Origin of the sequence: Streptomyces sp. NBC_00597 (assembly GCF_041431095.1) — a bacterium.
Lineage (GTDB): Bacteria > Actinomycetota > Actinomycetes > Streptomycetales > Streptomycetaceae > Streptomyces.
Window position 1 is genome coordinate 250,963 of the sequence record NZ_CP107758.1, and the last position, 19,141, is coordinate 270,103.

Consider the following 19,141-nt stretch of genomic DNA (forward strand, 5'->3'; position numbering starts at 1 on the left):
CCGGCCGGACCCGGTGCCTCTGTGTCGAAAGGGCCCGTATGAGCATCGTCGAGGAAAGACCACTGGAGACCGTACTCGCGCCGGACTCCCGACCCGCGGCTCCGATCTCCCCGCGCCGGGAGGAGACCCGCTTCGCTTCACTGCGCGAGCGCACCGCGGAACTGCACGCCGTACGCGCGCTGGCCGAAGCCGGACCCAGCGAACGCGCCACCGCAGCCCAGCACTCCAAGGGCAAGCTGACCGCCCGCGAGCGCATCGAGCTCCTGTTCGACGAGGGTACGTTCAGCGAAGTCGAGCAGCTCCGCAGGCACCGCGCCTCCGGCTTCGGCCTGGAGGACAAGAAGCCGCACACCGACGGAGTCGTCACGGGCTGGGGCAAGGTCCACGGCCGTACCGTCTTCGCGTACGCCCACGACTTCCGGATCTTCGGCGGCGCGCTGGGCGAGGCCCACGCCGAGAAGATCCACAAGCTGATGGACCTGGCCGAGGCGGCCGGCGCTCCGATCGTGGGCCTGTGCGACGGAGCCGGTGCCCGTATCCAGGAGGGCGTCACGGCCCTGGCCGGCTACGGCGGCATCTTCCAGCGCAACGTCCGCAACTCCGGCGTCATCCCGCAGATCTCGGTGATCCTGGGCCCCTGCGCGGGTGGCGCCGCGTACTCGCCGGCGCTCACGGACTTCGTCTTCATGGTCCGCGGCACCTCGCAGATGTTCATCACCGGCCCCGACGTCGTCCAGGCCGTCACCGGCGAAGCCGTCACCATGGAGCACCTCGGTGGCGCCGACAGCCACGCCGGCGCCTCGGGCGTGGCCGCGTTCGCCTACGACGACGAGCAGAGCTGCCTGGAGGACGTGCGCCACCTGCTGTCCCTGCTCCCGTCCAACAACCGCGAACTCGCCCCCGCCGGCGACCTCGAAGACCCGGCGGACCGCCGCTGCGAGAGCCTGCTCGACCTGGTCCCGGCCAAGCCCACCCAGGGCTATGACATCCGCGACCTCATCGAGGAGATCGCGGACCACGGGGACTACTTCGAGGTCCACGCCCAGTGGGCGCAGAACGTCGTCTGCGCGCTGACCCGCCTCGGTGGGCACGTCGTCGGCATCGTCGCCAACCAGCCGGCCCACCTCGCGGGCGTCCTGGACATCCAGGCGTCCGAGAAGGCGGCCCGCTTCGTCCAGTTCTGCGACTCGTTCAGCATCCCGCTGGTCACCCTGATCGACGTACCCGGCTTCCTGCCCGGCGTCGACCAGGAGCACAACGGCATCATCCGGCACGGCGCGAAACTCCTGTACGCGTACTGCAACGCGACCGTCCCGCGGATCAGCCTGATCCTGCGCAAGGCCTACGGCGGCGCGTACATCGTCATGGACTCCCGGTCCATCGGCGCGGACGTCGCCCTGGCCTGGCCCTCGAACGAGATCGCCGTCATGGGCGCGGAGGGAGCGGCCAACGTCATCTTCCGCCGCGAGATCAACGCCTCCGACGATCCCGACGCCACCCGCGCGCAGAAGATCAAGGAGTACCAGACCGAGCTGATGCACCCGTACTACGCGGCCGAACGCGGCCTCGTCGACGACGTCATCGACCCGGCCGAGACCCGCGCGCGGCTCATCACCACCCTCGACATGCTGCGTACGAAGCACACGCAGCAGCCGAGCCGCAAGCACGGGAACGTCCCGCTGTGACCGCCCCCGTCACCGCTACCGCGCCGGGCCCCGCCGGCGACACGTCCGCCCTCGCGATCGCCGCCTCGATCCGCATCACCAAGGGCAACCCGACCGCGGAGGAGGTCGCGGCCCTGGCCGTGCTCCTCACCGCCCGGATCCGGCTCCAGAACGAGGCCCACGCCTCCCAGACGGAGGCCCAGGTGTACAAGCTGCCCCTGCGCCCCCGACCGTCCTTCATCGCGCCGGGCGCCTGGGCCTCGTAGGCCCTTCCCCACCGCCCGCCCCCCCCACACCGAAGGACAGTCCGTACGCCGCCCGGCGGGCCACCCCCCGCCCCCGGGCGGCCACGGCATGCCCGGGGTCCCCCGCCCCGGGCATGCCGTGGGATCACCCGCGTTCGACCAGCGCGGCGACGCCGTCGAGGATGCGCTCCAGCCCGAAGTCGAGCGGATCGTCCGCGCGCGGGGTGAAGGCCCCGCCCGCGATGGCCGCGGTCAGCGCGGGGAACCGGTCGCCGTGCCGCTCCCACACCTGCGCCGTGAGCCGGGCCCACTCCTGGCGGCCCTCCTCGTCGTCGTCGACGAGTTGCTGCGCAAGCCCCCGTACGTGCCCGATGACCAGCAGGAACGCCGCGTGCTGCTGTGCGTACGGGAGCCCCGTGCCCGACAGCGCGGCCAAGGCCGAGTCGAGCCAGGCCAGCTGACGGGGACCCATGAGCTGCCGGCGCATCCCCGTCGCGACCACCATCCAGGGCCGGCGCCGGTACTGCTCCCAGCACGCGCGCGCCCACGCGTCCAACTGCGGCCGCCAGCCCCCCGGAACGCCGGCGACGTCGGGCGCCGGTCCGAAGGCGGCGTCCACCATCAGGTCGAGCAGCTCCGCCTTGCCGGGGACGTAGCGGTACAACGCCATGGTGGTCACGCCCAGGCGCGCGGCGACGCTCTGCATGGACAGCGCGTCCACCCCCTGCGCGTCGGCGACGGCGAGCGCGCCGTCCACGATGCGATCGACGGTCAACGAGGGCTTCGGCCCCCGCCTCGGCTGCCCCTGCTCTCCCCACAGGAGCGCCAGGCTGACCGCCGGATCACGCTTCTCGTCCCTGCTCCTGGCCATGGGGGCCCGCTCCCTCGTATCGCTGCGCGCCGGACCGGTTGACGGCACGCGCCAGGAACTGTATATAACATAAACGTAATCGTTTATCGGATACACAGTTCTTGGGGGTCGCTCGCCATGCTCGCCACCGTTCTCGCCACGTCCGCCGCCCTGCTCGCCACGCCCGTCACGGGCCTGCTGGGGCACCGCGCCCTGCGCCGCGCCGTTAGCGCCCGGCTGCTGCGCATCGACAGCCCGAACGGCATCGACGAGCAGGGGTTCGTCCGCATCGGCGGCATCGAGCAGTGGATCTCGATCCGCGGCGAGGACCGGGCCAACCCGGTGGTCGTCGAGATCCACGGGGGCCCCGGCGCCTCCCACTCGATCTTCGCGGAGCGCACCCGGTCCTGGGAGGCGCACTTCACGATCGTGCGCTGGGACATGCGCGGTGCGGGCAAGACCTTCGGCCGCTCCGGACCGCAGGGTCAGGGCGAGTTGAGCTTCGGCCGGTTGTACGAGGACGCCCTCGAAGTCACCCGGTACGCCCGCGAGCGGCTCGGCGCCGACCGGGTCGTGCTGGTGGCGAGCTCGCTCGGCAGCGTCTTCGGCCTGCGCCTGGCCCGCAGCCACCCCGAGCTGTACTCCGCGTACGTCGGCACCGACCAGAACGTCTTGGACGCCGGGCGCGACACCTCCGTCCACGAGGCGCTCCTGGCCCGGCTGCGCGCGGCCGGCAAGGACGAGGACGCCGCCGCAGTGCTGGCGATGGGCAGCGACCCGCACCGGCTGACGGCCGACCAGCGGGCTGCGTACGGCAAGCTGACCGTGGCCTCCGACCCGCTGACGCTGGACACCCTCAAGAGCGTCGTCCTGCGCTCGCTGTGGTTCTCGCCGCTGCACTCGCTGCGCGAGCTGGGCCAGTACTTCGCGGGTATGAAGTTCTCCGCGCGGTTCACCCCCGAACTGGACGCGTTCGACGACCGGGCCGACGGCACCCGCTTCGAGCTGCCGTTCTTCGTCTTCCAGGGCGACCGGGACGTCATCACCCCGGCCGAGCGCGCCCGGGCGTTCTTCGACGAGGTCGAGGCCCCGGTCAAGGAGTTCGCGCTGATCGAGGACGCGAGCCACTTCGCGTCGTTCCGCCACCCGGACCGGTTCCTGGAGCTGATGCTGACCCGGGTCCGGCCGGTGGTGGTCGCGGCGGCAGGGGCGGGCGCGGCCTGAGCGGCACACGTGTACGACAATCGGGTCGATGAACCGGCGTCGTACGAAAGGAACATGACGGTGGACGTACGTTTTCAGCCGATGGACCGCTTCGAAGCGGAGCGGCCCCGGCTGCGTGCGGTCGCCTACCGGATGCTCGGCTCGCTCAGCGAGGCCGAGGACGCCGTCCAGGAAACCTGGCTGCGCCTGGAGCGCACCGACTCCGACGAGATCGAGAACCTGGCCGGCTGGCTGACCACCGTCGTGGCCCGCATCTGCCTCAACATGCTGCGCTCGCGCGAAACCCGCCGCGAGGAGCCACTGGAGACGCGCATGCCCGACCCGGTCGTCACGCGCGGCGACGTGATCGACCCCGAACACGAGGTGATGCTGGCCGATTCCGTCGGCCTGGCCCTGCTGGTGGTCCTCGAATCGCTCCAGCCCGCCGAGCGGCTCGCTTTCGTCCTGCACGACATGTTCGCCGTGCCCTTCGACGAGATCGCCCCGATGATCGACAAGACCCCGGCCGCCACCCGCCAGCTCGCGAGCCGCGCCCGCCGCCGGGTCCAGGGCCAGGCCCCGGTCCCCGATCCCGATGTCACCCTCCAGCGCAAGGTCGTCGACGCCTTCTTCGAGGCCTCCCGCGACGGCCGCTTCGAAGCCCTCGTCGCCGTCCTCGACCCCGACGTCATCCTGCGTTCCGACGGGTTCGCCGGCAGCGCCCGCCGGACGGTCGTCCTGCGCGGCGCCGAGACGGTGGCCTCCCAGGCCGTCATGTACAGCAGCCTGGTCCCGTTCGTCCGGCCGGCGCTGATCAACGGCGCGGCCGGAGTCGTGGTCGTCTCCGCAGACGGGCCCCTGTCCCTCATGGCCTTCACGGTCACGTCCGGAAAGATCGCCGCGATCGACGTCATCGTCGACCAGGACCGCCTCCGCGCCCTCGGCCTCGCCGACTTCGGCGCCTGACCCCGCCCGCCCCCCCCCGAGGCCGCGACCGCCTTCGCCCGCCGGACGGTGGTCCGGCGGGCGAAGGCGGACGGGGGCGGCCTGCGGCCCGGTGGGCCGGCCGGGGTCAGGCGGCCTGGTGGTCGGCGATGGCCTCGGCCGCCGCGCGGTGCCCGACCCGGGCCAGCACGGGGTTGGTCACGCGGTAGTAGTGCTCCGCGGTGACGCCGAAGCGCAGGGCCCAGCCGCGGCCGCGCGCCCAAGTGGCGTCGTCCACGCCCGACGCCTCGCGGAACACCTCGCGGGTGTCGGCGGACAGCAGGGTCCAGGCCGCCATCGTGTCGCAGGCGGGGTCGCCGACGCCCACGCCGCCGAAGTCGATGACGGCGCTGAGCCGGCCCTGCCGGGCCAGCAGGTTCCCGGGCAGGAGGTCGCCGTGCAGCCAGACGGGCGCGCCGTCCCACTGCGGTACGCGCAGCGCCGCCTCCCACGCGGCGGTCGCGGCCCCCGCGTCGAGCGTGCCGTCGGCGCCCAGGTCCCGGATCGCGGCCCGGACCCCGGCGTCGGCGGTACCCACCGGCCCGCCCCGGAACGACCGCGGCGCGCCGGCGGTGTCGATGCGCCGCAGCGCGGCGACGAAGCGGCCCAACCCGGCGGCTGCATCGTGTAGTTCGGTGAGCGGTTCGTCGAACAGGTTCGCGCCGTCCAGCCAGCGGTACACCGACCAGGCGAACGGGTAGCCCTCGCCCGGGACCCCCTGCCCCAGGGGCACCGGTACGGCCAGCGGCAGGTGCGGGGCGAGGCGGGGCAGCCACCGCTGTTCGAGGTCGACCTGGTCCGCGGCGCCGGGCATGCGCGGCAGCCTTACGGTCATGTCGTCGCCCAGCCGGTACATCGCGTGGTCCGTACCGGCGGACCGGACCCTGCGTACCTCCAGGTCCGCCCACTGCGGGAACTGCGCCGCGACCAATCGGCCGACGAGGGGTCCGTCGATGTCGACCTCGTCGGCATGCATCTTCACGCTGGACATCGAACCCCTCTGCAGAGCTGGCTGGCTGACGACCCGGAACGGAGCGGACGCACGACCCTACGTGCCCGGAACCGGGCCGTGCCAAGGCTTTTCCGTGCGCCGCACGTGCCCTCATATTCCATCGAACTAGATACATCTGTTCTGATGTAAGGTCGCGGCATGAACGGAGTGCAGCTCTTCCTGCTGGGCCGGACGCTGATGAAGATCGGCGAAGAGGCCATCCCGACGGGCGGTGTCGGCAAGCGCGCGACGAGCACGCGGTCGGTCCTGATCGTGATGCTCGACGTGTACGCCCACCCCGACACCACCGTGGGCGAGATCGCTGTCCGCTCTGGGCTGCCGCAGAGCGCGGTGTCCGCGTGCGTGGCCCGGCTGCGCGAAACCGGCTCCGTGGTCACCGCCACCGACCCCGGCGACCGGCGGCGCACCCTCGTCCGGCAGAACCCCGAGGTCTCCGACCGGCGGGCGGAGGTTGCCGCCGCCCCGATCGACGTCGCCCTGTCCACCGCGCTCGGCACGGACGACCCCGACGAACTCGCCGAGGTCGTCGCCCTGTTGGACGCGCTCGCCCGCCGCCTCTCACCCGACGTGCTGGCCCGCCTCACCCTGGAAGCCCCGGACGCGGGCTCCGCCGGAGCGGGCTAGTACATCACTCGACGCGACGAAGCCGTCGTGTCGGGTCGAACATCAGGTCGACAGCAGGGGTGGGGCCTGCCTCGTGATCGCGGCAGCCGGCAGCAGATTGTCCGGTTCGGCGCCGGGATCCTCGGCGACGACGATGCCGGCCGTGTGAACGTCGAAGCCGGTCGGCCAGATCGTCAGGTCGCTCGCCAGCGCGCCTTCCAGTTTCGCCTGCCGCAAGTCGGCACCGCCGAGATCGCAGCCCCGCAGGTCGGCGCATCGCAGATCCGCACGGACGAACACGGCCCCATGGGCACGGGCCTTGCGCAGATTCGCCTCCCTCAGGTCCGCACCGGAGAAGTTCGCCTCATGCAGGTCGGCTTTGACCAGGCGTGCGCCGCGCAGATCGGCTTCGAGACAGCGGACCTGGTGGAGAATCGAGGTCCCGAGTTCGGCATGCCGCAGATTGGCTGCGATCAGTGACGCCCCGCTCAGGTTGACCTGGTACGCGCTCGCCGCTTCCAGGCACGTGCCGTCGAGGTTGATGCCGTTCAGCCACAGTCCGTCGCAATCGGCTCGACGCAGGTCGGTGAAGCTGACGTTGAGCCAGCCCGGGTCGCGTCCCTGACCAAGGACCCCGAGGCAGGTGAGCGCCACCTGAGCATCTGCGGCCCGGGTCTCCAGCGGGCGCACTGCGTTGATGGACACGTCCGCCGCCGGAGATCCCGGCTCCTGCGGCGGCCACGGCAGGTGCGTCCGAAGGTACGCCGCCATGATCGAGACGACCGCCTCGTGGTCGCGGACGGAATGGTCCGCGATCCGCCACAGTGCGTAGATGCCGCCGATCCGCACGTCCAGCTTGTCGCTGCCGAGCTGTTCCACGGCCCGGCTGAAACGGTCGGTGACGTGGCCCTCCCGGGTGGCGTTGAGCCCGTCCTGGCTGACGCGCAACTGCCGCCAGGTGGCGTAGGCGCCGAACAGGACGACCGCGCCACCGATCGCCTGTAGGAGCGTGGTGCGCACGTTGTTCATGGCGTTCAACCGTTCTGCGGCACCAAGGTGGTCACCGGCCAGGTCGTGGTCCACCACCAACCCCGGAAAGACCAGGAACACAACGAACAGCACGGCCAGCACGGCCACCACGACCGAGGCCACGGCGACGGCGCGAGTCGCGCGCCGGCGGCCGCGAACAGATCCCCCCATAGCCATCGGATCCTAGAGCAAGGCGGAACTCGTTGAACCCGTGCGTCCCCGGAACCGCGCCGCCCGGCACCGCGCCGGGCGCCCGGTGCCGGTCAGTGCCAGAGCTGGTAGCGGCCGTCGTTCTCGTCGTGGAGGTAGACGTTGGCCGGCCCGTTGCCGCCGTTGGAGTCCAGGAAGCGCCCGGTCGCCTTGTTCTTCAGCTTCCAGGCGCTACCGGTCCAGTTCTCGCTCCAGCGCTGCCAGTCGTTGCCGGTGCACTTCTCGATGTAGACGTCGTTCCCGTACCCGGTCAGGCACCATTCCTTGGTGTAGTAGTCCTGCATGAGCCAGGTGCCGTCGTTGTTGGCGTAGTCGTACCACTTGGCTTCCCGGGCGTCGCAGGTGGCCAGCCACACGTCGGTGTCGTAGTAGTCCTGGGCCAGGCACTTGCCGGACACGTCGTGCCGCCACTGGACCAAGCCGTTGGCGCTGGCCGAGCTGGTCACGGACAGGACGAGCGCGGCGGCGGCGCCGACCGTGGCGCAGGCCTTCGCGGTCGTCTTCAGCGAAGCGATCATGATGGTTCCTCCGTCTCTGTGCGGGTACGGCAGGCCGACCGGCCGACCCGCAGGCGTGCGGGGGCGGTCGGGCTGCGGACTGGCGTCACAGCACGACAAAGGCAGTGGTCAAGCAAAGCCGAAGGGCAGTGGAACGGTCCCGTCCCGGAATGTCCCCCTCCGGCCCACCTGCAACAAGGCTTGACATACGGCCCGGTTGAGGTGGATTTTCCCCCGGGGGAGATCATCACCCCAGAGATCGCTTTCGGTCAACTGCCTTCTTTCCGCGCCGTGTTGTCCGGAAGGCGGCGACCCGTCCTATCACGGTCCCGGTTGCTCTTGCGGACCGGCCGGCGAAGTCCACCTCGCCCGCTCGCGCGGCGGCCGGTCGCCGAAGTCGACGCGACCGTGCTGGTCGCGGCCATCGACGACGGCTGCGACCAGCACGGTCACCCCAGCAGACCAGACCCTAGGCACCGGAGGCTGCGGGCGCCGCCGAGCTCCGCGTCGACGGGGCCGGCTGCTGCTTCGTGTGGTTGCGTACCAGCAGGCACAGCAGCACCGCGATCCCCAGGGCGGCGATCGGCAGGACCGCCGTCACGTGCAGGGCTGCGAGGAACGCGTCCCCGTACGTCGCGCCCGCCGCGAGCTCCGCGGCCAGCCGCCCCTGGAGCAGCGCCCCGACCGAGGCCGCCCCGATGACGGAGCCGATCTGACGGATCGTGTTGTTCACTCCCGAGGCCGCCCCCGCGAGCCTCGGTTCCACGTGGCGCATGGCCTCGGTCGACATCGGCGCCACCACGCACCCGATGCCCAGTCCGGTCACGGCCGTCGCCGGGGCGAACAGGTACCAGGGCGTCGCGGGACCTGCGATCAGCACGATCGCGACCATCCCCGCCGCGTACAGCGAAAGCCCGGCCATCAGCAGGTACTTGCCGCCGATCCGGTCCGACAGCCGCCCCGCGAAGGGGCCCGTCACCATCGACACGAGCGAGGACGGGGCGAGTACCAGACCGGCCTTGAGCGCACTCATGTGCAGTACGGACTGCAGGTACAGGTTGAAGGGGAGCACCAGCCCGATCATCGCCATCGACACCAGCGCCACGAGCACGGTCATCACGGTGAAGTTCCGGTCGCGGAAGAGCACGAACGGCACCAGAGGCTCACGGTCCTGCTTGCGGCGCTGGTGTACGAGGAACCCCGCGACCAGCGCGACCCCGGCGGCCAGCAGTGCCCAGACCCCCGCGCCCCAGTCGTACCGCCCGCCCTCCTGCAGCCCGAACGCGAGGCAGAACAGCGCGGCGGTCGCGATCAGCACCCCCACCAGGTCGAACCGGTGGCTCCGCCCGCCCCGCACGTCCGGCACCACCAGGTACGTCATCACCAGCGCGGCCACGCCGATCGGCACGTTCACCAGGAAGATCCACCGCCAGCCGACGGTCGAGACGAGGATGCCGCCCAGCGTGGGCCCCGACAGCGTGGCGAGTCCGGCGACCATCCCCCAGATGCCCATGGCCGTGCCGCGCCGCTGCGCGGGGAAGACCGAGACGATCAGCGCCATCGTCTGGGGCGCCAACAGTGCCGCGCCCAGTCCCTGCAGCCCGCGGGCCGCGATCAGCAGCCCTGCGTTCGGCGCGAGCCCGCACGCCACGCTGGCGAGCGTGAACACCACCACTCCGGAGGCGAAGAGCCTGCGCTGTCCCCACAGGTCCCCGAGTCGGCCCGCGGTGATCAGCAGTACGGCGAGCACCAGCGCGTATCCGCTGACCACCCACAGGGTCTGGTCGAGGGTGGCCCCCAGAGCGTCGATCATCTCGGGGATGGCGATGTTCACGATGGTCAGATCCAGCAGTGTCATGAAGAACCCCAACGACACGGTCACCAGTACCGCCCAGGGATTGCCGGCCCACTTGCGCATGTCCCGCCCCTCCGTCCGCGCCCCGGCATCCTCCGGTGGCCACGACACGAAAATAACCCATCAATCTTGATGTATCAATTCTGATGCATCAAAAAAGATGATGCTGCCTTGATCGGCATGCCAATCGGTGGGGATTGGCCCGTGTCCGGGCCCGCCCCGCATGGCAGGCTGGCCACCCGCACGCCACACGCAGGGAGTTGTGATGCAGGTAGCCGTGGTCACCTTCGACGGGTTCAACGAGCTCGACAGCTTCATCGCCTCGGCGCTGATCAACCGCTGCCGCAAGGACGGCCTCGAAGCCTTCATCACCACGCCGACGCCCGTGGTCACGTCGATGAACGGCGTCGAGGTGACGGGCCAGCGCCCCATGGAGTTCATTCCCGAGGCCGACGTCGTACTGATCGGCAGCGGTGTGAAGACGCGCGACGTGGTCGCCGACGACCGGCTGCTCTCCATGCTGCCCCTGGACCCCGCGCGCCAGCTGATCGGTTCGCAGTGCTCCGGCGCGCTCGTCCTCGCCCGGCTCGGGCTGCTGGACGGGACGCCGGCGTGCGCGGACCTGATGAGCCGCCCGTACGTCGAGGCCTGCGGCGTGACCGTGCTGGACGCGCCGTTCCACGCCGTGGGCAACATCGCCACGGCGGGTGGCTGCTTGGCTTCGCAGTACCTCGCAACGTGGGTGATCACCCGTACGCTCGGCGAGGAGGCCGCGCGCGGCGCGATCGGCTACGCGGCCCCGGTCGGCGAGCAGCAGGAGACGGTCGAGCGCGCCGTGCGTGCCGTCCGCGCGGGAGAGCCCGCCCTGCGCTGACGCGCTCGGGCGGTGTCCGCGGAGGCGCCCAGGCGGAACCAGAGCCACTTGCCGGTCCCGTCGGTGGCGATGCCCCAGGACTGGCTGAGGGCGGCGAGATCGGGCCCAGCCCCCGACCGGACTCGCGCGCCCCGCAGCCCGCCGGCGTCCGGACCTGCCCGAGCACTTCGGGTCGTGGGAGGGCGCGCACGACCGGTTGTGGGAATGGGCGGCCGACGGCACTTGGGCGAAGGTTTTCACCGCGCTGCTCGCGCAGGCCGACGCCGAGGCGAGGGCGACCTCGACCGGGTCGTCGCGGTCGATTCCACGATCGTGCGTGCCCATCAGCACGCTGCCGGGGCCCGTCAAAAGGGGCCCCGGCCGGCGAGCCGGTCAACCATGCCCTCGGACGGTCCCGCGGCGGACTGACCACGAAGATCCACCTTGCGGCCGACGGGCGGTGCCGGCCCGGCCGCTAGCGTTCGTCATCACACCCGGCCAGGCGGGTGACGCACCAGCGTTCGCCCAGGTCATGGCCCAGACAAGGGTGCCCCGGCGGATCGGCCGCCCCACGGTCGCACCGGACGTGGTCCTGGCCGACAAGGCGTACTCGTCCCGCGCGATCCGCGGCCATCTGCGGCGGCGGGGCGTACGAGTGGTGATCCCGCAGCCCGCAGCCCAGGCCGCCAACCCCAGGCGGCTCGGCAGGCGCAGGGGCTGTCCGCCGGCCTTCGACCGCGAGGCCGACAAGCAGCGGAACACCGTCGAGCGGTGCATCAACAAGCTCAAGCAGCGGCGCGGCCTAGCCATTCCCGAGCGGGTCGACCAGGCCCGGAATCGGGCCCGGCGCGGCAGTCTAGGCGGTCGTCCACCGGCCTTCGACCGTGAGACCTACAAGTACCGCAACGTCGTGGAACGGTGCTTCAACCGGCTCAAGCAGTGGCGCGGCATCGCCACCAGGTACGACAAGACCGCGCAGTCCTACCAGGCAGCTGTCACCCTCGCATCGCTCCTGATGTGGGCCTGACACTTGGACGCCAACTCCTAGAGCAGCGCCTCCGAGCCGTGGAGCTCCACGAAGCCGACGACCCGCCGCAAGCTGGCGAAGCTCGTGACGTTGTTTCCGATCACCCGCACCGAGGCCGGCTGGCCCGTGTGCCAGCTGTGCGCGGCCCGGGAGAGGGCCCCCCACTGGTTCTCCAGCTGGGCGTAGTCCGGGCTCAGCTGGTAGGCGGTGTAGCCGTTGATGTTGCCGTAGACGCGGTTCATGATCGGTCCGAAGCGGGCGGCTTCCGAGAAGATGGTGATCGCCATCAGCATGCCCCGGTCCGCGCGCGTCTCGTCCCAGTCCCCGAGGTTGTGCAGGTCGCGGAGCGCGTTGAAGATGTTGGTGGAGCCGAGGTTCAGGTTCTCGCGGGTGGACCCGCCGTTCAGGCTGGCGTAGCTGCCGTTGCGCGGCATGAGGCGCGCCGTCACGCCCAGGTCCTGCTGGAACTGCCCCTGGCGGCCGTCCTGGAAGGCCCAGTGCCGGTTGGCGCCGGGGGAGTAGAAGCCCGCGACGTAGAGATTGTCGGCCCACAGGTAGACGGAGACCAGGTCGGCCCCCTCGTTGAGCACCCGTACCTGGATCAGCCGGTTGGTGTTGCGCGTGGTCTGCTCGACGAGCCCGCCGCCGACCTCGGTCGAATCTCCGTAGCTGCTGCGGTGGATCGCGTCGATCAGGTTCCAGTAGCGGCCGGCGTGCTCACCCGCCCCGTTGGTGATGCCGGTGATGTCCCAGTTGATAACGGAATAGGCCGCGGCGGTCTGCGGCTGGGCCTGGGCCTGAACCCGGCTCACCCCGGCCGTCCCGCCGTCGGGGGCGGCCGCCGCGGAGGCCGTGACGGCCGTGGACGCAAGGATCGCGGTGGCGGCCGTCAGCGACAGCAGCGCGGAGTAAGTCTTCTTGAACACGGTTCCCTCTCGAATGGCCGGGTCCAGACGGGGTGTGGTCGACCGCTGCGGCTGGACGCGAAGCGGGCATGTGCCGCTCGATCCATCATGTGCGCGCTCCCGCACCGCCGTTGCCCCCCAGCGCACGCCCTCTGTCCCGTACGTGCACGGGACGGACGACGAGCGCGTCCGGGAAGCTCCCGGCACTAAGCCCTGCCGTCAAAGTCCCGGCTGGCTCGGGGCGCCCGCAGCCACTCTGACGACAGGCCCTAGGCGAAGGGCCCCTCGGCGGTGAAGCGGCGTAGCTGGTGGGCGAACTTCGCGGCCTCGCCCGGCGGCCACCCCGACAGGCTGCTCATGATGTGCGCGGCCAGCCGCGTACGCAGCTCCGCGACCGCGGATCGGCCCTGCTCGGTGAGGACGAGCAGGTGCGCGCGCCGGTCGGTGGGGTCCGCCTCGCGCCGGATGAGGCCGGCGGCCTCCAGTCGGGAGGCTCGGCGGGTGACGCCGGAGCGGTCGATTCCGACGTCGGGGGCCAGGTCGGCGGCGCTGCGGGGGCCGGTCCGGGCCAGTGCGCTGAGGACCGGGTAGGTCTGTTCGTCCACCCCCTCGCCCATGCCTTCGGTGAGCTGCCGGTGCAGCTGCGTACGGGTGGTGCGCCTGAGCAGGATGCCCAGCGCGTCTGCGATCTCGTGACCTACTTCGTTCTCCACGCCCCAAGAATAGCGTGCGCGGCGCACGCGATCGCTGCTACAGTGATCGAGATGCGTGCGAAACGCACGCACTTTCCTTCGTCCTGCAAAGGAACTCCCATGACGCGCACCGGTATCGAGGCCGCCCTCAACGACCTGATCTTCAACCGCGACATCACCGTCCAGGAGGCCGCCGACCTCCACTTCACCCCGGAGTACCGCCAGCGCACGGACGGCGAGTGGGCCGACCGGGCCGAGTTCATCGAGCACATCACCCACGTGCGCGGCGTCGTCGCCGGTGGCCGCGTGGAGGTGCACGAGGAGCTGTACGACGGCAGCCGGTACGCCGACCGGCACACCGTCGACATCACGAAGGAGGACGGCTCGACCGTGCGCATGGAGGTCTACGTGTTCGCCGACCTCGCCCCCGACGGCCGCTTCAGCCGCATCGAGGAAACCACCCTGATGCTCCAGGGCTCCGCCGCCGACCGCACCCTCGGCAGCGCCCGCTGACCGAGGTCCGGTTCGCCGCCGTGCGGTGGTCAGGCGGTGGGGCGGGGGGCCGGGGCGGGGGTGGTGGTCAGGGCCCGGATGGCGGTCTGCTGGGAGTAGCCGAGCAGACCGATCGTCACCGCAGCCATGACGACCGCGAAGAGCACGTGGCCCAGGGTAGAAGTGACGGCCAGGCCCAGGGCGTTGAGGACGAAGTGGCTGCCGATCCGCAGGGCGACGAGCGCGATGGCGACCCTGCGGGTCTCCTTGCCGCGCCACAGCGCCTTGGCGAGCTTGAGCCGCCTGCGCATCATCGTCAGCGAGACGGTGATGTTCACGGCCAGCAGGATCAGCAGCACGGGCCACGCCGAAGGGAAGGCCTTCAGGATGTCGAACGCGGCCGCGAGAACGCCTTCGAAGCCGAAGAACCACAGCGGAAGCCGGTAGTCGGCCGGTGTCATCGTGCTGGTGTCGATCGCTTCGGCCGGTGCGCCCTGCGCGGTCTTCTTCTTCAGGATGTCCATGGTGCTGCGCCCCCGTGATTGGTTTGATGATCATTATTTTGGCCGGGGGAGGGGCCTCGGGGGCAGAGCCCGGGGTCACGCGTGCCTTATGACAGCTGTCATGCGCCGACCCGGCACCGGAGGTTGGGGCGGGCGCGTGATGGGATGCGCCGTATGGGTCTCATCGGACAGGAAGACGAGTCATGAGCGTCCGCCGCGCCCCGGCGGGGGCCGACCGCACCCCGGCACCGGCCTCCGCCCCGGCATCGGCCCCGGCCCCGGCCCCGGTCACCACCCCCGTACCCCCCTTCGACCCCGAACTCCGCGTCGCGCTGGAAGCCTTGGACGACGCGGCGAGGGAGCCGATCACCCCCCACAACCTCGCGGCCCGGCAGCAGCGGGACGCCGTCTCCCGCCCCCGGCCCACGGCCGGGGACCTGCGTGCCGACGGCCGTTTCGAGGTGACGGAACTGTGCGTACCGGGTCCCCCGGACTCACCCGACGTCACCCTCGTCAGCGCGCGCCCGGCCGGGCTCGCCGGCCCGCTGCCCCTCCTGTACTACATGCACGGCGGCGGCATGGTCATGGGCAACGCCTGGTCCGTACTCCCGGGGATCCTGCGCGAGTGGGCACTGCCCCTGCAGCTGGCCGTCGTCTCGGTGGAGTACCGTCTGGCGCCGGGGGCCCGGTACCCGGCGCCGCTGGAGGACTGCTACGCCGGACTCCACTGGGCGGCCGGCCACGCGGCCGAACTGGGCATCGACGCCGACCGCATCGTCATCGGCGGCAAGAGCGCGGGCGGCGGCCTCGCGGCGGCCCTCGCACTGCTGGCCCGTGACCGCGGCGGCCCCGCCGCCCTGGGTCAACTGCTGCTGTGCCCCATGCTCGATGACCGCGGCGAGACCTTCTCCAGCCACCAGATGACCGGCCTCGGCGTATGGGACCTCACCTCCAACACGACCGGCTGGAAGGCCCTGCTGGGCGAGCGCCACGGCGCCGCGGACCTGCCGCCCTACGCCGCCCCCTCCCGTGCCACGGACCTCTCCGGACTCCCCCCGGCCTACATCGAGGTGGGGTCGGCCGAGATCTACCGGGACGAGGACGTGGCGTACGCGAACGCCATCTGGCAGGCCGGCGGCCAGGCCGAACTGCACGTGTGGCCCGGCGCCTACCACGGCTTCGACGGCCTGGCACCACACGCGGCCCTCACCCGCGACGCCCGCGAGGCCCGCACCCGCTGGCTGCGCCGCCTCCTCAACGTGCCGACGGAGTGCGCTTCAGTCCGTCCAGGGTGAGGTCCAGCAGGCGTTCGGCCTGCTCCCGCTGTTCGGGCCTCGCCGAGGTGAGGGCGATGCCGGCGAGCGCCGCGAACATGTCGGTCGGGCCGATGTCGGTCCGGATCGCCCCGGCCCCGGCACACGCGTCCATCAACTCGGTGATGGCGCTCTGGACCATGTCGTGGCTGTGGGCGTACGGGTTGCTCCCCGAAGCGGCGATGGCCCGCAGTGCATCGGCCATGCCGAGCTTGGCCGTGGCGTAGTCCATGAAGAGGCGGGTCCATGCGCGCAGCGCCTCGTACGGCGACCCCGTCGCGAGCAGCTCGGGCACGACATCGCGCAGCTGCGCCAACTCGTTTCGGTAGGCCGCCTCGACGAGCGCCTCGCGGGTGGGGAAGTTGCGGTACAGGGTCGCAGTTCCCACGCCCGCCTCCCTGGCGATGCGTTCGAGGTGCGCGTCCAGACCCTCCTCGGTGAACACGCGTACCGCCGCGGCCAAGATCTTGTCCCTGTTGCGCTGCGCGTCGGCCCTCAGTGGGCGTGCTGCGTCCCGACCCATCGGCGTCGGCCGTCCTTTCGCTCTCCGTCGGTTGCTAAGTGGAGGCGCGCCCGCTTAGTCTCCATTAAGTGGTGGCGCCTCCACTTAACTCTAGGGCATGCCCTGGCCTGCCCGTATTCACCGAGGAAGTCGAGGAAGGACGTGCCGATCATGGCGGGTATCGAAGGCAAGAACGAAGGCAAGAACGACGGAAAGAACGAAGTCGAGAACGAAGGAAGGATCCGAGGCAAGGTAGTCGCCATCACGGGCGCCGGCAGCGGCATCGGCGAGGCGACCGCCCTGCTGCTCGCCGAACGCGGCGCCAAGGTCGTCCTCGGCGCGCGCCGGACGGAGCGGCTCGAAGCCCTCGCCGCCCGCATCGAGCAGGCCGGCGGCGAAGCCGCGTGGATCCGCACCGACGTCACGCTCCGCGAGGACCTGACCGGCCTCGTCGACCTGGCCTGCGACCGCTTCGGCAGGATCGACGTCCTCGTCGGCAATGCCGGGGTCGGCCTGATCTCCCCGCTGGACGAGCTCCGCGTCGAGGACTGGGAGAAGATGATCGACGTCAACCTCAAGGGCGTCCTGTACGGGATCGCCGCGGCCCTGCCGGTCTTCCGCGAGCTGGGCTCCGGCCACTTCGTGAACGTCGTCTCCACGGCCGGACTCCGGATCGTCCCGAGCCAGGCGGTGTACGCCGCCACCAAGAACGCCGTACGCACCCTCTCCGAGGGCCTGCGCCAGGAGGCCGGCGACAGCCTGCGCGTCACGGTCGTCTCGCCGGGCATCACCCGCACGGAATTCGCGGACTCCATGCCACCGCAGATGCAGGCCCAGGTCCGCGCCCGCATGGACAGGACGGCGATCCCGCCGGACGCCATAGCCCGCGCCATCGCCTACGCCATCGAACAGCCGGACAACGTGGACGTGGGCGACATCGTCGTCCGCCCCACCGCGCAGGACTAGCAGCGTCCACCCGGGGTGACGTGCGCGCCGGATCGTGCCGTGCCACCCTGTTCACAGGCCCCGGAGCCTCGGGAGATGACAGCCGCGACGAACGGAGCGCGCTGTGGGACATCCGATACGCGCTGCGGCGATACGGCGCCGGGCGGCCGCCGTCTTCGCCGCCCTGCTGCTGTTGACACTCGCCTCGGGTACGGGCGCCCGTGCCGCGCCCGCTCCCTCGCCGTGGCCGTACGGCGATGCGGGCGACCCGGGCCGGCTCGACCCGCGCATCACGGCGATCATGCGCAAGCCCGAGTACCGGCACGCCCAGTGGGGACTCCTGCAGACCGAGCCGGCCAACGGGCGGGTGCTGCACAGCATGTTCCCCGAGCAGTTCTTCATCCCCGGTTCCACCGCGAAACTGTTCCCCGTCTCCGGTACCTGGCGCACCCTCGGCACGGACCACCGCTTCGTCACGCCCGTCTACGCCGTCGGCGACCGCAACGGCGCCACGCTGACCGGCGACCTCGACCTCGTCGCCCAGGGTGACCTCACCCTGGGCGGCCGGACGCGGCCCGACGGCACCGTGGCGTACACCGACCTCGACCACACCTACGCCAACGACTTCCCCGGAGCCACCCTCACTCCGGAGAACCCCCTCGCCGGCATCGACCAGCTCGCCCGGCAGGTCCGCGCCTCCGGCATCACCCGCGTCGAGGGCGACGTCATCGTCGACAGCCGCCTCTTCGCCCCCGACACGGTCCTCGTCCCCACCCCGACCCCGCTGATCATCAACGACAACCTCATCGACCTGCTGACCACGCCCGGCGACCGGGCGGGCGCCGCCGCCCGCCTGGACTGGCGTCCCAAGGTCGCCCCGTACCGGGTCAGCTCCACGGTCAAGACGGTCGCCGCCGGCCAACCCACGAACATCACCGTGACCGCCACCGACGGCGGCACCCGCATCCTGCTGTCCGGCACCATCGCGGCGGACGCCAAGCCGCTGCTGCGCACCTCTCCCATCACGGACCCGAACACCTTCGGCCGCACCGCGCTCATCGAGGCGCTCGCCCGGGCCGGCGTACGGGTCACCGCCGACGCGAGCGGCCCCAACCCCGCCGCCCGGCTGCCGCGTTCGTACGACGGCCGCCCGCGGGTGGCCGCGTACACCTCACCCCCCTACGACCAGTACGCCAAGCTCATCCTCAAGGTCAGCCACAACCTGGGCGCCAACCTCGGCATCTGCCTCATGGCCGTCACCACCGGCAGCCACCAGTGCGCCGACGGCTTCCCGGTCCTCGCCGGCTTCCTGGACCGGGCCGGCGTCGACCGCAAGCAGGCCGAACTCATGGACGGCCGCGGCGGCAACCCCGCCGACCGGGCCACCCCCCGGGCACTCGTGCAGATGCTGGCGTACTGGCAGCGCACCCCGGACGCACAACGCTTCCGGGAGGCGCTGCCCATCCTCGGCGTCGACGGTCTGCTGGCCGAGAACTGCCGCAGCTGCCCGGCGCGCGGGAAGGTCTTCGGCAAGACCGGTGCGGCAGTCGGCGGGGACTCCCTCAACGACCGGCTGGCCGTCGGCGCGATCACCATCGCCGGCTACCTCGACAAGGGCGGCGGCCGCTTCGACACCTTCTACGCGGGCGTCAACGGTGCCTCCACCCCGACCGCCGACCCCGTCGACGTCCTGTCCATCGCCAACGACCTGGCCCTGATCGCCGCGTACCTCCAGGAGTCGCCGTGACCGGACCGGC

At 71.3% G+C, this 19,141-nt stretch carries 20 protein-coding genes; 11 read left to right on the forward strand and 9 right to left on the reverse strand.

Annotation, left to right across the window (positions count from 1 at the left end; genetic code table 11):
* Positions 1–38 precede the first annotated feature (38 nt).
* Together OG974_RS30875 and OG974_RS30880 are read left to right on the forward strand one after the other, a co-directional pair.
* A complete protein-coding gene (locus OG974_RS30875; protein ID WP_327286187.1) occupies positions 39–1,685 on the forward strand; it encodes an acyl-CoA carboxylase subunit beta in 1,647 nt (548 codons plus the stop codon).
* Positions 1,682–1,930, forward strand: a complete 249-nt coding sequence (locus tag OG974_RS30880; RefSeq protein ID WP_327286188.1) for an acyl-CoA carboxylase epsilon subunit — start codon at positions 1,682–1,684, stop codon at positions 1,928–1,930. Before OG974_RS30875 ends, OG974_RS30880 begins: the two co-directional genes overlap by 4 nt.
* A 124-nt stretch (positions 1,931–2,054) precedes the next feature.
* On the opposite strand, the gene OG974_RS30885 is transcribed toward OG974_RS30880, so the two are convergent.
* Positions 2,055–2,780: a TetR/AcrR family transcriptional regulator gene (locus tag OG974_RS30885; protein WP_327286189.1), complete on the reverse strand. Its 726-nt coding sequence runs from the start codon at positions 2,778–2,780 to the stop codon at positions 2,055–2,057.
* Positions 2,781–2,897: 117 nt separating this feature from the next.
* Between OG974_RS30885 and OG974_RS30890 the strand changes: the two genes are divergently transcribed.
* Both OG974_RS30890 and OG974_RS30895 read left to right on the forward strand, forming a co-directional pair.
* A complete protein-coding gene (locus OG974_RS30890; RefSeq protein ID WP_327286190.1) occupies positions 2,898–3,983 on the forward strand; it encodes an alpha/beta hydrolase in 1,086 nt (361 codons plus the stop codon).
* A gap of 81 nt (positions 3,984–4,064) precedes the next feature.
* On the forward strand, positions 4,065–4,928 hold the full coding sequence (locus tag OG974_RS30895; protein ID WP_327286548.1) for a sigma-70 family RNA polymerase sigma factor: 864 nt from the start codon (positions 4,065–4,067) through the stop codon (positions 4,926–4,928).
* 106 nt (positions 4,929–5,034) lie between these two features.
* On the opposite strand, the gene OG974_RS30900 is transcribed toward OG974_RS30895, so the two are convergent.
* The gene (locus OG974_RS30900) at positions 5,035–5,937 is read right to left on the reverse strand and encodes an aminoglycoside phosphotransferase family protein (protein WP_327286191.1); all 903 of its coding nucleotides are present in this window, start codon (positions 5,935–5,937) and stop codon (positions 5,035–5,037) included.
* Positions 5,938–6,096: 159 nt separating this feature from the next.
* On the opposite strand from OG974_RS30900, the gene OG974_RS30905 reads away from it, so the two are divergent.
* Entirely contained in the window at positions 6,097–6,582 is a 486-nt protein-coding gene (locus OG974_RS30905; RefSeq protein ID WP_327286192.1) for a helix-turn-helix domain-containing protein, read from the forward strand.
* A 42-nt stretch (positions 6,583–6,624) separates the two neighbouring features.
* On the opposite strand, the gene OG974_RS30910 is transcribed toward OG974_RS30905, so the two are convergent.
* From OG974_RS30910 to OG974_RS30920, 3 genes are all read right to left on the reverse strand, one after another.
* Positions 6,625–7,713: a pentapeptide repeat-containing protein gene (locus tag OG974_RS30910; RefSeq protein WP_371647035.1), complete on the reverse strand. Its 1,089-nt coding sequence runs from the start codon at positions 7,711–7,713 to the stop codon at positions 6,625–6,627.
* A gap of 140 nt (positions 7,714–7,853) precedes the next feature.
* Positions 7,854–8,318 (reverse strand): hypothetical protein, encoded by a 465-nt coding sequence (locus tag OG974_RS30915; RefSeq protein WP_327286194.1) that lies wholly within the window; start codon positions 8,316–8,318, stop codon positions 7,854–7,856.
* Positions 8,319–8,766: 448 nt separating this feature from the next.
* Positions 8,767–10,215, reverse strand: coding sequence for a DHA2 family efflux MFS transporter permease subunit (locus OG974_RS30920; protein ID WP_327286195.1), 1,449 nt, complete (start codon positions 10,213–10,215; stop codon positions 8,767–8,769).
* A 202-nt stretch (positions 10,216–10,417) separates the two neighbouring features.
* Between OG974_RS30920 and OG974_RS30925 the strand changes: the two genes are divergently transcribed.
* Both OG974_RS30925 and OG974_RS30930 read left to right on the forward strand, forming a co-directional pair.
* Positions 10,418–11,026, forward strand: coding sequence for a DJ-1/PfpI family protein (locus tag OG974_RS30925; protein WP_327286196.1), 609 nt, complete (start codon positions 10,418–10,420; stop codon positions 11,024–11,026).
* Between the two features lie 439 nt (positions 11,027–11,465).
* Positions 11,466–12,032 (forward strand): transposase, encoded by a 567-nt coding sequence (locus OG974_RS30930; protein ID WP_371647041.1) that lies wholly within the window; start codon positions 11,466–11,468, stop codon positions 12,030–12,032.
* Positions 12,033–12,049: 17 nt separating this feature from the next.
* Here OG974_RS30930 and OG974_RS30935 read toward each other — a convergent pair whose 3' ends face one another.
* Positions 12,050–12,958, reverse strand: coding sequence for a ribosome-inactivating family protein (locus OG974_RS30935; protein WP_327286197.1), 909 nt, complete (start codon positions 12,956–12,958; stop codon positions 12,050–12,052).
* Between the two features lie 248 nt (positions 12,959–13,206).
* A complete protein-coding gene (locus tag OG974_RS30940) occupies positions 13,207–13,650 on the reverse strand; it encodes a MarR family winged helix-turn-helix transcriptional regulator (RefSeq protein ID WP_327286198.1) in 444 nt (147 codons plus the stop codon).
* A 99-nt stretch (positions 13,651–13,749) separates the two neighbouring features.
* Here OG974_RS30940 and OG974_RS30945 point away from each other — a divergent pair, with 99 nt between their 5' ends.
* Positions 13,750–14,142: a nuclear transport factor 2 family protein gene (locus OG974_RS30945; RefSeq protein ID WP_327286199.1), complete on the forward strand. Its 393-nt coding sequence runs from the start codon at positions 13,750–13,752 to the stop codon at positions 14,140–14,142.
* 29 nt (positions 14,143–14,171) lie between these two features.
* Here OG974_RS30945 and OG974_RS30950 read toward each other — a convergent pair whose 3' ends face one another.
* Entirely contained in the window at positions 14,172–14,645 is a 474-nt protein-coding gene (locus OG974_RS30950; protein ID WP_327286200.1) for a hypothetical protein, read from the reverse strand.
* A gap of 182 nt (positions 14,646–14,827) precedes the next feature.
* Here OG974_RS30950 and OG974_RS30955 point away from each other — a divergent pair, with 182 nt between their 5' ends.
* Positions 14,828–15,919 carry an alpha/beta hydrolase fold domain-containing protein gene (locus tag OG974_RS30955; RefSeq protein ID WP_327286201.1) on the forward strand — a complete coding sequence of 364 codons (1,092 nt, stop codon included), beginning with the start codon at positions 14,828–14,830 and terminating at the stop codon, positions 15,917–15,919.
* On the opposite strand, the gene OG974_RS30960 is transcribed toward OG974_RS30955, so the two are convergent.
* Entirely contained in the window at positions 15,879–16,460 is a 582-nt protein-coding gene (locus OG974_RS30960; protein ID WP_327286202.1) for a helix-turn-helix domain-containing protein, read from the reverse strand. The genes OG974_RS30955 and OG974_RS30960 overlap by 41 nt on opposite strands.
* A gap of 150 nt (positions 16,461–16,610) precedes the next feature.
* Between OG974_RS30960 and OG974_RS30965 the strand changes: the two genes are divergently transcribed.
* Complete coding sequence (locus tag OG974_RS30965) at positions 16,611–17,405, forward strand: SDR family oxidoreductase (RefSeq protein ID WP_331735085.1); 795 nt, start codon at positions 16,611–16,613, stop codon at positions 17,403–17,405.
* 103 nt (positions 17,406–17,508) lie between these two features.
* Positions 17,509–19,131 carry a D-alanyl-D-alanine carboxypeptidase/D-alanyl-D-alanine-endopeptidase gene (gene dacB / locus OG974_RS30970; RefSeq protein ID WP_331735088.1) on the forward strand — a complete coding sequence of 541 codons (1,623 nt, stop codon included), beginning with the start codon at positions 17,509–17,511 and terminating at the stop codon, positions 19,129–19,131.
* The last annotated feature ends 10 nt before the right edge of the window (positions 19,132–19,141 follow it).